General features: G+C 74.4%; 8 protein-coding genes. 2 read left to right on the top strand and 6 right to left on the bottom strand.

What is annotated here, in order from left to right; genetic code table 11:
* Positions 1–94: 94 nt before the first annotated feature.
* The gene (locus GA0070608_RS18825) at positions 95–523 is read left to right on the top strand and encodes a nitroreductase family deazaflavin-dependent oxidoreductase (RefSeq protein ID WP_091629851.1); all 429 of its coding nucleotides are present in this window, start codon (positions 95–97) and stop codon (positions 521–523) included.
* 339 nt (positions 524–862) lie between these two features.
* On the opposite strand, the gene GA0070608_RS33505 is transcribed toward GA0070608_RS18825, so the two are convergent.
* The 5 genes from GA0070608_RS33505 to gltB all read right to left on the bottom strand — a co-directional run bounded on the left by GA0070608_RS33505 (position 863) and on the right by gltB (position 12,338).
* On the bottom strand, positions 863–1,894 hold the full coding sequence (locus GA0070608_RS33505; RefSeq protein WP_245715831.1) for a hypothetical protein: 1,032 nt from the start codon (positions 1,892–1,894) through the stop codon (positions 863–865).
* 4 nt (positions 1,895–1,898) lie between these two features.
* A complete protein-coding gene (locus tag GA0070608_RS18815) occupies positions 1,899–4,550 on the bottom strand; it encodes an FtsK/SpoIIIE domain-containing protein (protein ID WP_091629848.1) in 2,652 nt (883 codons plus the stop codon).
* Between the two features lie 174 nt (positions 4,551–4,724).
* Complete coding sequence (locus GA0070608_RS18810) at positions 4,725–5,525, bottom strand: SGNH/GDSL hydrolase family protein (RefSeq protein WP_091629845.1); 801 nt, start codon at positions 5,523–5,525, stop codon at positions 4,725–4,727.
* Positions 5,526–6,118: 593 nt separating this feature from the next.
* Positions 6,119–7,627, bottom strand: coding sequence for a glutamate synthase subunit beta (locus GA0070608_RS18805; protein WP_091629843.1), 1,509 nt, complete (start codon positions 7,625–7,627; stop codon positions 6,119–6,121).
* A complete protein-coding gene (gene gltB / locus GA0070608_RS18800; RefSeq protein ID WP_091629841.1) occupies positions 7,620–12,338 on the bottom strand; it encodes a glutamate synthase large subunit in 4,719 nt (1,572 codons plus the stop codon). Before gltB ends, GA0070608_RS18805 begins: the two co-directional genes overlap by 8 nt.
* A 146-nt stretch (positions 12,339–12,484) precedes the next feature.
* Between gltB and GA0070608_RS18795 the strand changes: the two genes are divergently transcribed.
* A complete protein-coding gene (locus GA0070608_RS18795; protein ID WP_091629839.1) occupies positions 12,485–13,330 on the top strand; it encodes a GNAT family N-acetyltransferase in 846 nt (281 codons plus the stop codon).
* Between the two features lie 68 nt (positions 13,331–13,398).
* Here GA0070608_RS18795 and GA0070608_RS18790 read toward each other — a convergent pair whose 3' ends face one another.
* Entirely contained in the window at positions 13,399–14,586 is a 1,188-nt protein-coding gene (locus GA0070608_RS18790; protein WP_091629837.1) for an FAD-dependent oxidoreductase, read from the bottom strand.
* Between the last annotated feature and the right edge of the window lie 7 nt (positions 14,587–14,593).

Genomic DNA, 14,593 nt, shown 5'->3' with positions numbered 1-14,593 from the left:
GCTCCCTCCCGGCAAGCCCCGGGTGGTCGCGCCGCCTTCCGTTCCGCGGGGTCGAAGGACCACGGACGGTCATCGGGAGCGCTACGCTGCGCCGATGGCGGAAATCATTGTGGACAGTCCGGTGGAGTGGGTGGCCAGCCACGTACGCCGCTACCTGGAGACCGACGGCAGCGACGGCGGCAAGTACCACGGCTACCACGCCCTGCTGATCACCACGCGGGGACGCCGGTCGGGCACGCTGCGCCGGACCGCGCTCATGTACGGCCGCGACGGCGACCGGTACCTGCTGGTGGCCTCGAACGGCGGGGCGGCGCGACACCCTGCCTGGTACCTCAACCTGTGCGCCGACCCGCAGGTGGAGTTGCAGGTCGGGGCCGAGAAGTTCCGGGGCACGGCACGCACCGCCACCGCCGAGGAGCGGCCCGGGCTGTGGCAGGTGATGACCGGCGTCTTCCCGACCTACGCCCGCTACCAGGAGGGCACCGACCGGGAGATCCCGGTGGTCGTCGTCGAGCGGGTCTGACCGCTACCGGCGTGGTGAGCGGTCGAGGGACGACCTTCGGGCACGGCCTCGCCACCCACGTCGCGCAGCCCCTCAAAGGCGGCATATCGAACATCCACACCCCCGCCCGTCCCGCACGACGACCCAGGCGGCGACCACGGGTGGAACACCATGGGTGTCTCCCGGCCCCGGTGACAGCCATGGTGTTCCACCCGCCCGATCCTGCGAGCGCGGTTGTGGACGGCCAGGGCCCTGCGACGAGCAGCGTGCGGCGTGGACCCGGCTTGCCCACCACGACGAGACGGTGCACAGATTGCAGGACGCCTGACGCGCCAAGGGCTGGCCCGTGCGTGCGGCCCCTCAGCGCAGGACGCGGAACAGCAGCAGGAAGGCCAGGTAGGCGACCGGCACGGCCGCGAAGCAGATCAGGAAGCCGAAGTGCACGTAGCGGGGCGGGGTGCCGGCGACCATGGCCGGTCGCCCCCAACGGCCGAGCACCAGGTAGCCGGCGAAGAAGGAGAGCGCGGGCAGGCCGGCACAGATCCACGCACCCAGGGTGAAGCCGTCGACCAGGCCGACACCGGACGCGAGCACCATGATCATCATTAGTGTCGCGCCCACCGCCGCGCAGCCCGCGTAGACGGCGACCGCACGGGCCACCGGCGACCAGTCCGGCAGCAGCGGCGGCCGTTGGGCGAGCAACTCGGTCTGCTGCCCGTGCCGGTCGGACTCGTCGGCGTAGCGTCGGACCAGCTCCAGCTCGACGGTCGGGTCGGCCTCCGCCGGACGCGGGGCCGGCACCCCGCCCGCCGCCGGGCTCACCGCCGTCGGCAGCGCCAGCCTCGTCTCACCCGCCCCGACCTGGGGATACGCCCCGACACCCGGCCGCCCCGGCACGCCGGCTGCGCCGGCGGACTCCCCCTCCCCCGACCCGGCGCCGGCAAACGGGGCACCCACGGAGCCACCCTCACCGCCCGACGCGGCCGACGACCCGGCGCCGGGCCCGGCAGTCGCAGTCGCGAGCGACGCGTTGCCGTGTGGCCCAGCGCCGGTGGGCGCAGTAGCGGGCGACGCGTTGCTGTGCGGCGCGGGGCCGGTGGGCGCAGTAGCGGGCGACGCGTTGCTGTGCGGCGCGGGGCCGGTGGGCGCAGTAGCGGGCGACGCGTTGCTGTGCGGCGCGGGGCCGGTGGGCACGCTGGACGCCGGGATGCCGATGGCCTGGCCGAGCTGGTCGAGGCGCTGCCCCTGGGCGGTCAGCCGGTGCTGGAGATAGTCCGCCGTGGCGTGCAGGTTGCGTCGGCGCTCGGCGTCTGCGGCGGCACCCCGCTCGCCGGCCCGCCGCCGCTCGGCGAGTTGCCGGGCCAGCGCCGCGTACTCGTCGAAGGTCGACACCGCCTCAGTCCTCCCCGTCCGGGCCGTGCCCGTCGCGGGCGAACGGCACGATGAGCCGGATGCGTTGGTCGTGCCGGTCGATCAGGAGCGCCCGGTCGGGCCGGGGCGCGTATGCGAGGTCGTGCACGCCGAGGTGCAGGCCGAGCTCGGCGCCGGGCACGTTCAACGCGACCAGGCAGGCGACGTCGTCGCGGTTGTGGGCGCCGCCGAGGTCGTCGGCGAGCCGGCGCAGCCCGCGCCACCAGCCGAGCAGGTGCACCCCCTGCCCGGGCCCCTGTCGCAGCAGGGTCCGCAGGTCGTCGTGACCGGAGCGGAACGTGTCGGGGTCGGCGGCGGCGAGCACGCCGCTGGCGGCGTCCATCCCGAAGACGACGAGATAGGTACGGCTCTCGGCGGCACCGGCCGACCCGGCCGGGACGGAAGCCGTGGCAACACCAGGCGATACAGCGGGGACGGACAACCCGGCGACGCCAGGCAACCCGGCGACGCCAGGCGACCCGGCGGGGACGGACGACCCGGCGGCGAGGGCGCCGACGTGCCGGCGAAGGTCGGCCGCGTCGAGACGGTCGACCGGGTGGCCGGCGGCGACCAGGGTGGCGGCGGTGTCGGCGGCGGCGGGCTCGGCGGCGGTGACCAGCGGGGCTAGCAGGAACCGGGCGTCGCCCGGGGCGTGCTGCCGGGCGAGGCTCAGCGTCGCCGCGCGCAGCACCTCCGCGCCGGTGACCGAGGTGCCGACCACGGCGAGGTGCCGGCCGGGAGTCACGTCCATCATGAACAGCGCGGAGGTGCCCTCGACGTCGACCGTCCGCCCGACCAGGGCCAGCGGGCGACGCCCGCCCGGACGCAGCCCGGCAAAGGTCGGGTCGTCCTCGACATGGGCGGCCTCGTAGCCCTTGAAGACCGACGGGGAGCGCGCGCCCGCCGGTCGGGCCTGCCACAGCTCGTGGCGCAGCCCGGCCAACTCCCCGGCGGCGGCGTGCGCGTCGGGGAAACGGACGACGGTGTCGGCGCCGACCGCCCCGGCTGCCGTGTTGAGCACGGCCGAGCCGACCGGCAGGGTCTGGGCGGCCTCGTTCAGCGGGTCGAGCACCCCGCCTCCACCGGGCAGCGCCACCCGCAGTGCGAACTGGCCGAAGATCGCCTCGGCCCGGCCGTAGAGCGCCTCGACGCCGGTCATGCTCTGGCTGGCCAGGACCAGGTGTACGCCGTACGAGCGGCCCTTTCGGGCCAGCTCCTCCAGCAGGTCGACCGACTCGCGGGCCAGCGCGTCGTTGCCGGCGAGGAGCACGTGGAACTCGTCGATCACCGCCACGATCCTGGGCACCGGGGTGTCGCGGGGCAGGTCGGCGAGCTTGGTGACGCCGTGCCGCTTGAGCGTGGTGGCCCGCCGGGACAGCTCGCGGCGCAGCTCGCGCAGCACGGCGACGCCGTACTCCCGGTCGGACTCGATGCCGACCGCCCGCGCGTGCGGCAGCCAGGACGGGTCGCGTGGAGTGGGGACGAACTCGGTGAAGCTCACCCCCTCCTTGAAGTCGAGCAGGTAGAGCTGGAGCTCGGCCGGCGAGTAGCGGGCGGCCAGCCCGTAGAGGACGTCGAGCAGGAAGACGGTCTTGCCGGCGCCGGTGCGCCCGCCTACGAGCCAGTGCGGGGTGGCGTCGTCGAAGGCGACGGTGACCCGGTCGCGGCCGGACCGGCCGACCACGGTGCGCAGCCCGTTGCCCGCCGACTCGACCCACCGCCGCTCGGGCAGCAGCTCGGCGAAGCCCACCGCGTCGCTGCGCCGGGCGGCGGCACCGAGATGCGCGGCGAGGGCGGCCACCGACGCGGCCGGCGGGTCACCATCGAGCAGCACGGGGGCAGCCAGACCGGTGCCGTCGTGGCTGAACGGGGCACCGTGCGGGTCTCCGATGTGGGCGTACCGCTCGGTCAGCCGGATCATGGTGGTGGCGCCGAGCTGCGGTGCCGGCGTCGCCGGCGCGGCGGTCTGCCAGCCGGCGGCCAGGACGCAGACGGCGGCGGCCGGCCCGGCGTGGGTGAGCGCGGCGAGCCGGGCCGCCTCCCGAGGCGGCGGCGCCGACGCGGCGACGACCAGCAGCAACTCCTGGTCGGGGCGGCCGGTGTGCCGGGCGGTGCGGGCGTGCCGCTCGGCGGCGTCGAGCACCTCCGCCACCTCGGCCTCCCCGGTGGCCGGCGGGTCGAGCACGCCGGCGTCGACCAGCGGGCGCAACGGCCCGAAGGTGGCGCCGAGCGCGGCGGTGTCGATCCCGGCCACCCGGACGCCGCCGGCCGGGGCGGTGGCGAGCAGCCGCAGCACGAGCGCCCGCAGCAAACCGGCCACCCTGGGGTCGCGGGCGTCCGCGTCGACGGCGAGATGGTGGCCGCCACCCAGCGGTACGAGGACAGGAAAGCCGCCGTCGGGAGTGGACGCCTCACCGACCCGGACCGGAACGGGCGCGACCGCCACGGGGGTGGCCCCGGGGGTCGGGGTGGCGAGCGCGCCGCCGAGGGCCGCGAGCCGGGTGACCAGCTCGCCCGTGCCGACCGGGCCGGCCTGGGGCAGCTGCCCGGCCAACGCCCGACGGGCGGTGTCGAGGTGTGTCCGGGCCGCCCGGTGCGCCGCGACCGCCTGCCCGTACGCCGACGCGAGCCTGCTCACCCTCTGCTCCCGTCGCCGTCGCCCCGCCTGATCCCCAAGGACCCTAACGGACACCGGCGACACCCGGACAGTGCCGAGGCGGGCGCGTCGGACGGGCACTCCGTCGAACGCCCGCTCCACCGAGGTGTAAGGAAGGGCCTCTTCCTTACACCTCGGTGGGTGGGGTGAGCTGGGTCAGCGGGTGGCGGCGTTGAGGGCGGGCAGGTAGCCGTGGCGGTAGCCGTCGGCGTCCGGGTGGTAGGCCTCGATGACGCCGCTGACGTCGCGGATCCACGGGTCGGCCGCGCAGACCCCGTGCCCGGCGAAGTATGGCCGGGTGTCGGCGAACGTGGCACCGGCTGCGGCGGCCCGGCGGGAGATGACGGTGGCGAGCACGTCGGCGGCCTCGTTGAGGATGGTCCGCTTGTAGCTGCTCATCGCCAGCAGTCCACAGGATCCGGTCTCGAACAGTCGCGGGTAGCCGAGCACGATCAGCCGCGCGTTCGGGGCCCGGGTGCGGACGGCGGCGTAGGTGGCGTCCAACCGGCCGGGCAGCGTCGTGGTGGCGAACGCCTTGGCCTGGTTCACGGCGTTGGTGCAGTTCGAGGTGCTGCCGAAGCGGCAACTGGTGATCACGTCGGCGAAACCGGCGTCGTTGCCGCCGATGGTGATGGTGACCAGGGTGGTGCCGGTGCTCAGCGAACCGACCTGATTGTTGATCACGTCGGCGGTGACGGCGCCGCCGCAGGCGGGAAACTTGAAGCTGGTGACCGCGTTGGCGGCGGCCCACAGCGGGGCGTACGACTTCTGGCTGCGCAGGCAGGTGGAGAGGTCGTACGGGCCGGCGCCGACGCCGGAGGAGTAGGAGTCGCCGAGGGCCACGTAGTTGACGGCCGCGGCGGCCTGGGCGGTGCCGGGGGCGAGCACCGCGCCGAGGGCGGCGGTGAACAGGGCGACCAACGCGGCGAGGGCGCGGGCCAGCGGACGGTGGGGCATGAGGGACCTCCACAGGGGACGACTGGTGGGGCCCTGTGACCGCGCGCGTGGCCAGGGAGGGTGGCTTGTTACCAGGCGGTAATGCTATCGAAGCATTCGCATTAATGGAATGCCTGGCCGGGCCGACGGCCCGGACCGGGGCCCTGGGCCGCTCCTGGGCGGCTTACCGAGGCCACCTCCCGCGCCACCCGCACGGGCCATGGACCACCGTCGTCGGCGCTGTCGAGCTGATGTCGTCAACGACTCACCCGCCCGCGACCAAGGTTGCGGGGGGCCAAACCGGCACACACCACACGCGCACCCCGCGCACGGCGCAGGCTGAGCGATCCGTTTGTGACATCAGCTCGACAGGGCCGACACCGACCCACCAGCGGGGACGGCGGACGCCAGGCCGACACCGACCACGCAAGCCCAGCGATGCCGGACACCGCCCGCCGGTCGGCCACCCGCAGCCCGTCCCAGGTGCCGCAGGTCGGACACGCAAGCATCGGCCCGGTGACCGGCCGGCGTGACAGGTCGGACACGCCGACCAGTGGCCGGCCGGTGCCGCAGGTCGGACACGCAGCGGTCCGGTGACCGGCCGGTGCCGCCGGCTACCGCACGGCCAGGGGCTGCCGGGCCGGGTCCACCGGAGCGGGCAGGGTGCCCGTCCCGCCCAGGTAGGTGTGGATGGCGGCGGCTGCGGCCCGGCCCTCGGCGATCGCCCAGACGATCAGCGAGGCACCCCGGTGCATGTCGCCTGCGACGAAGACGCCGTCGGTGTCGGTCTGCCAGTCGGGCCGGGCGTCGATCGCGCCCCGCGCGTTGCGGCCGACCCCGAACTGGTCGAGCAGCGGTTGTTCCTCGGTGCCCTCGAAGCCGATCGCCAGCAGCACCAGGTCGGCCGGCAGTTCCCGCTCCGAGCCGGGCAGCGGGGTGACGACGCGCCGCCCGTCCCGCTTCTCCACGGTCACCTCGGCGATCCGCACCGCCCGCACCTGACCGGTGCCGTCGTCGACGAACTCCTGCACCGCGACGGCGAAGACCCGCTCGCCGCCCTCCTCGTGCGCCGGGTAGCTGCGCAGCAGCCACGGCCAGGTCGGCCACGGGTCCCGGGCCTCGTCGCGGGCCTGCGGCGGCTGCGGATAGAGGTCCAACTGGTGTACGCCGGCGGTGCCCTGGCGGTGCGCCACGCCCAGGCAGTCCGCCGCCGTGTCACCGCCCCCGATGATCACGATGTGCTTCCCGGCCGCGTCGATCGGGGTGCCGTCGGGCAGCACCGCCGTCTCCGGTCGACCGCCGGCCGCCGCGGCGACCACCCGGTTGGACGCGACGAGGTGGTCCATCGCCTGGTACACGCCGCGCAGGTGCCGGCCCGGCGTCTCCGGAGTGTCCCGGCCCCGCAACGCGCCGCAGGTGAGCAGCACCGCGTCGTACTCGGCGCGCAACTGCTCGGCGGTGACGTCGACTCCGACGTTCACGCCGGTGCGGAAGCGCACGCCCTCGGCGGAGAGCTGGGCCAGCCGCCGGTCGACGTGGACCTTCTCCAGTTTGAAGTCGGGGATGCCGTACCGCAGGAGGCCGCCGGCCGCGTCGTCGCGCTCGTACACCGTCACGGCGTGACCGGCGCGGGCGAGTTGCTGCGCGGCGGCGAGGCCGGCGGGGCCGGAGCCGACCACGGCGACCGACCGGCCGGTCGGCGCTGACACCGGCCGCGGCGACAGCCCGCCCCGCGCGACGGCCGCGTCGGCGATCTCCACCTCGACCTGCTTGATGGTGACCGGCTGGCCGCCGCCGATGCCGAGCACACAGGCCGCCTCGCAGGGCGCCGGGCAGAGCCGGCCGGTGAACTCGGGGAAGTTGTTGGTGGCGTGCAGCGACTCCACCGCGGCGTCCCAGTTGCCGGTGCGGACCAGGTCGTTCCAGTCCGGGATGCGGTTGCCCAGCGGACAGCCGTCATGGCAGAACGGGATGCCGCAGTCCATGCAGCGGGTCGCCTGCTCGCGGATCAGTTCCTCGCCGGCCGGCGGGTACACCTCACGCCAGTCGCTGATCCGCACCGGCACCGGGCGGCGCGCGGGCAGCCGCCGGTTGTAGCGCAGGAAACCGTTCGGGTCAGGCACGAGCCACCTCCTGGACCGGCACCCGCATGGCGGGCGTGGTCGGAACGGACTTCGCGGCAAGTGCGCTCATCACCGCGTCGTCGACGTCGCGGCCGGCGGCTTCGGCGGCCCGCATGATCTCCAGCACCCGGCGGTAGTCCCGGGGCACCACTGCGGTGAACTCCGCCACCGCCTCCGGCCAACGCTTGAGCAGCCCCTCGGCGACCGCCGAGTCGGTCTCGGCGAGGTGCCGCTGCACCAGCTCGTGCAGCACCGCCTGTTCCTCCTCGGACAACGGCGCCAGGTCGACCAGTTCCGCGTTCACCCGCCGGCGGTCCAGCCGGTACACGAAGGCGGTGCCCCCGGACATGCCGGCGGCAAAGTTGCGACCGGTCGGACCCAGCACCACCACCGTCCCGCCGGTCATGTACTCGCAGCCGTGGTCGCCGACGCCCTCGACGACGGCCGCCGCTCCGGAGTTACGCACCGCGAACCGCTCCCCCACCCGGCCGCGCAGGAACAGCTCGCCCGCCGTGGCCCCGTAGAGGATGGTGTTCCCGGCGATGGTCTGGTCCTCGGCCCGCTGCCCCGGTGCGGCGTCGCCGTCGAGAAAGGGGGCGGCGGCGTCCGGCCGCACGATGAGCCGGCCGCCGGAGAGGCCCTTGCCCACGTAGTCGTTGGCGTCGCCGTGCAGTCGCAGGGTGACCCCGCGCGGGAGGAACGCGCCGAACGACTGTCCGGCGGTGCCGCGCAGCGTGAACTCGATCGTGTCGGCGGGCAGGCCGGCCCCGCCGAAGCGGCGGGTCACCTCGCCGCCGAGCATCGCGCCGACACTACGGTGCTCGTTGCGCACCGCCACCTCGACCCGTACGGGCTCACGGTCGCGCAGCGCCGGCCCGGCCAGGTCGATCAGCTCGTTGTCCAGCGCCAGCTCCAGGCCGTGGTCCTGGGCACGGATGCCCCGGCGGGCGACACCGGCCGGCAGCTCCGGCAGGTGCAGCACGGGGGTCAGGTCCAGCCCACTGGCCTTCCAGTGGGCGAGCGCCGGGGCGACGTCGAGTAGCTCGGTCTGCCCGATGGCCTCCTCGATCGACCGGAAACCCAGCTCGGCCAGGTAGCCGCGGACCTCCTCGGCGAGGAACAGGAAGAAGTTCTCCACGAACTCCGGCCTGCCGTTGAAGCGTTCCCGCAGCACCGGGTTCTGGGTGGCGATGCCGACCGGGCAGGTGTCCAGGTGGCAGACGCGCATCATCACGCAGCCCTCGACGATCAGCGGCGCGGTGGCGAAGCCGAACTCCTCGGCGCCGAGCAGCGTCGCGACCAGCACGTCCCGGCCGGTCTTGAGCTGCCCGTCGACCTGCACGGTGACCCGGTCGCGGAGCTTGTTGAGCAGCAGCGTCTGCTGCGCCTCGGCCAGCCCCAGCTCCCAGGGGGTGCCGGCGTGCTTGAGTGAGTTCAGCGGGGAGGCGCCGGTGCCGCCGTCGTGGCCGGAGATCAGGATGACGTCGGCCTTGAGCTTGGCCACGCCCGCCGCCACGGTGCCCACGCCGACCTCGCTGACCAGCTTGACGTGCACCCGTGCGGACGGGTTGACGCACTTCAGGTCGTGGACGAGCTGCGCGAGGTCCTCGATGGAGTAGATGTCGTGGTGCGGCGGCGGCGAGATCAGGCCGACGCCCGGGGTGGCGTGCCGGGTCCGAGCGATCCACGGCCAGACCTTGTTGCCGGGCAGCTGCCCGCCCTCGCCGGGCTTGGCTCCCTGCGCCATCTTGATCTGAAGGTCGTCGGCGTTGACGAGGTATTCGCTGGTCACGCCGAACCGGCCGCTGGCGATCTGCTTCACGGCGGAGCGGCGGGCCGGGTCGTGCAGCCGCTCGACGTCCTCGCCACCCTCGCCGGTGTTGGACTTGCCGCCGAGCCGGTTCATCGCGATCGCCAGGGTCTCGTGCGCCTCCGCCGAGATCGACCCGTACGACATGGCGCCGGTGGCGAAGCGCTTGACGATCTCGGTGGCTGGTTCGACCTCCTCGACCGGCACCGCGGGCCGTACGCCGGTACGCAGGGTGAACAGCCCGCGCAGCGAGCCGGCCCGCGCGGCCAGCTCGTCGACCTTGGCGGTGTACTGCCGGAAGACGTCGTACTGGCGGCTGCGGGTGGCGTGCTGGAGCAGGAAGACCGTCTCCGGGTTGAACAGGTGCAGCTCGCCCTCGCGGCGCCACTGGTACTCGCCGCCCACCTCGAGCCGGTCGGACACCACGGTGCCCGGTGCCGGCCAGGCCACGGCGTGCCGGGCGGCGACCTCGGCGTGGATGCCGTCCAGCCCGATCCCGCCGATCTTGCTCGGGGTGCCCCGGAAGTAGCGCTGGACCAGCCGCGTGTCCAGCCCGACGGCCTCGAAGACCTGCGCCCCGCAGTACGACGACACCGTCGAGATGCCCATCTTCGACATGATCTTCAGGACGCCCTTGCCGAGGGCCTTGACGTAGTTGCGCACGGCTCTCGCCGCCAACTGCGACGGTGGCTCGTCTGGCCGGGCCGGGGCCACTGCGCTCAGCACTCCGGTGGAGATCATGTCCTCCACCGACTCGAACGCCAGGTAGGGATTCACCGCCGCCGCGCCGTAGCCGATCAGCACCGCCGCGTGGTGCACCTCGCGGCAGTCGCCGGACTCGACGACCAACGCCACCTGGGTGCGGGTCTGCTCGCGTACCAGGTGCTGGTGCACGGCGGCGGTGAGCAGCAGCGACGGGATGGGGGCGAGGTCGGCGTTGGAGTCCCGGTCCGACAGCACCAGGATGCGTACGCCGTCCTCGATGGCCTCGGAGACGTGCCGGCAGATCTCGGTCAGCCGGGCCTTGATCCCGGCGCCGCCCTCCCGGATCCGGTAGAGCCCGGAGACCCGGACCGCCTTGAAGCCGGGCAGGTCGCCGTCCTCGTCGATGGAGAGGATCTTGGCCAGCTCGTCGTTGTCGATCACGGGGTACGGCAGCACGATCTGCCGGCAGCTCGCCGGGCCCGGGTCGAGCAGGTTGCCCTCCGGCCCGATGGTCGACGCCAGGCTGGTCACCAGCTCCTCGCGGATGGCGTCCAGCGGCGGGTTCGTGACCTGCGCGAACATCTGGTGGAAGTAGTCGTAGAGCAGCCGGGGCCGGGTGGACAGCGGGGCGATCGGGGTGTCGGTGCCCATCGAGCCGAGCGGCTCGGCACCGGTGCGCGCCATCGGCCCGAGCAGGATCTTCAGCTCCTCCTCGGTGTAGCCGAAGGTCTGCTGGCGGCGGCGTACCGAGTCGTGGGTGTAGACGGTGTGCTCGCGCGGCGGCAGGTCGGTCAGGTCGATCAGGCCGGCGTGCAGCCAGTCGGCGTACGGCTGCTCGGCCGCCAACTCCGCCTTGATCTCCTCGTCGTGCACGATCCGGCCGGCGACGGTGTCGACCAGGAACATCTTCCCCGGCTGGAGGCGACCCTTGGCGACCACCCGGGCCGGGTCGAGGTCGAGCACTCCCGCCTCGCTGCCGAGCACCACCAGCCCGTCGTCCGTACGCCACCAGCGGCCCGGGCGCAGCCCGTTGCGGTCCAGCACCGCGCCGACGACCTCGCCGTCGGTGAAGGCGACCGAGGCCGGCCCGTCCCACGGCTCCATCAGGCTCGCGTGGAAGCGGTAGAAGGCGCGCTTCTCGGCGCCCATGTCGGGGTCGTTCTCCCACGCCTCGGGGATCATCATCAGCACCGCGTGCGGCAGGCTCCGCCCGGCCAGGTGCAGCAGTTCGAGGACCTCGTCGAAGTTCGCCGAGTCGGAGGCCGCCGGGGTGCAGACCGGAAAGACCCGCCGGATGTTGCCGGGAAGGTTCGGGGTGCGGATCAGCGCCTCGCGGGCCTGCATCCAGTTGCGGTTTCCCCGGATGGTGTTGATCTCGCCGTTGTGCGCGATCAGCCGGTACGGGTGCGCCAGCGGCCAGGACGGGAAGGTGTTGGTGGAGAACCGGGAGTGCACCAGCGCGATCGCACTGTGCACCCGCTCGTCGGTCAGCTCCGGATAGAACGCCGGGAGCTGGTCGGGGGTGAGCATCCCCTTGAAGACCATGGTCCGCGCGGACAGCGACGGGAAGTATGCCGGCACGCCCCGCTCGGCGCTCTCCCGCTCGGCCTGCTTGCGCACGCAGAACGCCACCCGCTCCAACTCGATGCCGCCCAGCGGCGACCCGGCCGGCCCGGCCGGCGAGCCGGTCAGCCGACACGCGGCGAGGAAGAGCTGCCGGACCCGGGGCAGCGCCGCGAGGGCGGTCTCGCCGAGGCCGCTCGGGTCGACCGGCACGTCCCGCCAGCCGAGCACGTCGGCCCCTTCGACCAGGGCGTACTTCTCCACCACCCGGCGGGCGCGGGCCTCGGCGGCGTCGTCGTCGGGAAGGAATACCAGGCCGGTGGCGTACTCGCCGGCGGGCGGCAGCGGGAAGTCCACCACCGCGCGCAGGAACGCGTCCGGAATCTGGATCATGATGCCCGCGCCGTCACCGGTGTTCGGCTCCGCGCCCCGGGCTCCCCGGTGGTCCAGCCGGCAGAGCGCGTCGAGGCCGTTTGCCACGACCGCGTGCGAGCGCCGTCCGTGCAGGTCCGCCACGAAGGCCACGCCGCAGGCGTCGTGCTCCTGCGCGGGGTCGTAGAGCCCGGCCGCGGGCGCTCCCGGGCCGAGGTGCCGGGCCTGCTGCGGGCTGCTGTGAGGGTACGGAAAGGCCACCGGGCCTCCTGTCGTCACTCAGGGTGGATCTCGATCGGGACGACGTCGGCCCTCAAGGGTCTATTGAGTCTACGTTAGGGTCCGATGCGCAAGGCCAGGGCAGATTGATCACACCTTCCAGACTCTGGGACGTGTAGTCTCGCGCGGTGGATTTCCCGCGCAAGGATCTGTTCGACCGGTTGGAGCGTTTCTACGACGCGGTGCCCCGCGACGTGGCCCGACCGGAGGAGCACGGCGCCCTGGTGCTGTTCGCCCGGGAGGGCGCCGGCTGGCCGTTCTACGCCCGGCCCCGGCTCGATGCCACCGCGCCGCCGTCGCTGGCCGACGTCACGGCGGTACGCGAACGGCAGCGCGAGCTGGGCCTGCCCGAAGCCCTTGAGTGGGTGCACGAGACCACCCCGGACCTGCTGGCGGTGGCCCGTTCGGCGGGACTGTCCGTGCTGGAGGCGCCGCTGATGGTGCTGGACCCGGCCGCCCTGCCCGACCCGGCGACCCTCACGGACGTACCGCTGCGGGTGCTCGACCCGGCGGAGCCCGACTTCGCGGCGGACGTGGCGGCGCGGCGGGCGGTCGCCGCCGTCGGGTTCTCCACGGCCGGCACCGAACGCGGCGAGGCCGGCCCCGCGCAGCGGGACGCCGCGGTGGCCGAGCTGGACGAGGCGGCGCTGGACGAGGAACGGGCCCGCGTCGCCGACGGCCGGCGGCTGTCGGCGCTGGCCGGGACGCCCACCGAGGGCGCGCTGGCCAGCGGGATGGCGATGCGGGTCGGCGACGTGGCCGAGATCGCCGGGGTGGCCACCCTACCGGCCGCCCGCCGCCGCGGCCTGGGCGCGGCGGTCACCGCCGCGCTGGCCCGCGAGCTGCTGGCCGCCGGCACCGACCTGGTCTTCCTCGCGGCGGGCAGCGAGGACATCGCCCGGGTCTACCTGCGGGTCGGCTTCCGCCGCGTCGGCACCGCCTGCATCGCCGAACCCGCCCCCGTCACCCCCTGAAGCCCTCCACCCGGGCGGTCAGGTGAGGGTGCAGGGAGGGCAGGGCGGCAAAGTGGGCGAGGTGTGGATCAGGCCGGGGGGCGCCACTGGGCGGCCGTGGTGGCGGCCGTCGAGAGCAGCCGGGGGCTGAGCGCGCCGAGGGCGGCGTCACGGGCGCGCAGCGCCAGCGGGCCCCGGGCCTTCAGCACCGCCGACATCCGGCGGGTCTGCCGGACCACCGTCGCCGCCCGGGGCCGGCGCACCCGGTCGTACGCGACCACCGCGTCGGGCAGCCGGGACTCGCGCAGCAGCGAGGCGAGGGTGGCGGCGTCCTCGAAGGCGAGGCAGGCGCCCTGGCCGAGGTGCGGCGGCATGGCGTGCGCGGCGTCGCCGAGCAGCACCACCCCACCCGGGCCGGCCGGGAAGCCGTACGACCTCGGCAGCGGTCGCAGCTCGCGGATCTCCTGCTGCACCAGGTCCGGCGGGTCGGTGGCGTCGAGCAGGTCGGCGATCGGCCCGGGCCACCCCGCGTACCAGCGGCGGAGCAGGGCGAGCTGGGTCTCCGGCGGCTCCGGACGGGGCGCGCCGACAGCGGTGGCCACCCAGTAGATGCCGCCCCGGCTGGAGGCACCGGAGGAGCCGCGCTCGCCGAGCGAGGCGGACACGAAGCGGTAGCCGGCACCGAGCACCTCGCCGCCGACGGGCTGGTCGGCGGGCAGCTTCGGGGCCCGGTACCAGGGGATCACCGCCCGCCAGGCGGCACAACCCGAGCTGACCACGCCGGACTCCGGGGCGAGCTGCCGGCGGATCTCGCTGTCGGTGCCGTCGGCGGCGACGACCAGGTCGGCCTCGATGGTGTGCCGGCCGTCGCCGACCGAGGGGCGTTCCCCCGACCCGGCGCGGACCGTCCGCACGGTCACCCCCGTACGCAGCTCGACCTCGTCGCCCAGGCCGGCGATCAGCGCGTCGTGCAGGTCTTCCCGGTGCACCACCACCGGCATCCGGTCGGCCGGCGTCGGGCGGGGTTGCACCAGCCAGTGCCCGTCCGGGCGGCGTACGCCGCCGTCGGCCAGCGGCGTGGCGATCGCCTCCAGGCCGGCGCCGAGGCCCAGGGCGCGCAGCGCGCGTACGCCATTGGGCCAGAGCACCACGGCGGTCGGCTCGGGGCGGACCCGGTCGGCCCGCTCCAGCACGGTGACCCGCCAGCCGGAACGGGCCAGCGCGCCGGCGACCGCGAGGCCGCCGATTCCGGCGCCGACCACGACCGCGCTACGCATGGGTGCT

The sequence above is a fragment of the Micromonospora peucetia genome (genome assembly GCF_900091625.1).
In the GTDB taxonomy this organism is placed as follows: Bacteria; Actinomycetota; Actinomycetes; order Mycobacteriales; family Micromonosporaceae; genus Micromonospora; species Micromonospora peucetia.
Note: the sequence above shows the minus strand (reverse complement) of the source record. Positions and strands in the feature narration are given on the sequence as shown.

Excerpts from the sequence above, each read along its gene's own strand:
- GA0070608_RS18825 (WP_091629851.1), top strand. The coding sequence starts at position 95 with ATGGCGGAAATCATTGTGGACAGTCCGGTGGAGTGGGTGGCCAGCCAC.
- GA0070608_RS18810 (WP_091629845.1), bottom strand. The coding sequence starts at position 5,525 with ATGCCCCACCGTCCGCTGGCCCGCGCCCTCGCCGCGTTGGTCGCCCTG.
- GA0070608_RS18790 (WP_091629837.1), bottom strand. The coding sequence starts at position 14,586 with ATGCGTAGCGCGGTCGTGGTCGGCGCCGGAATCGGCGGCCTCGCGGTC.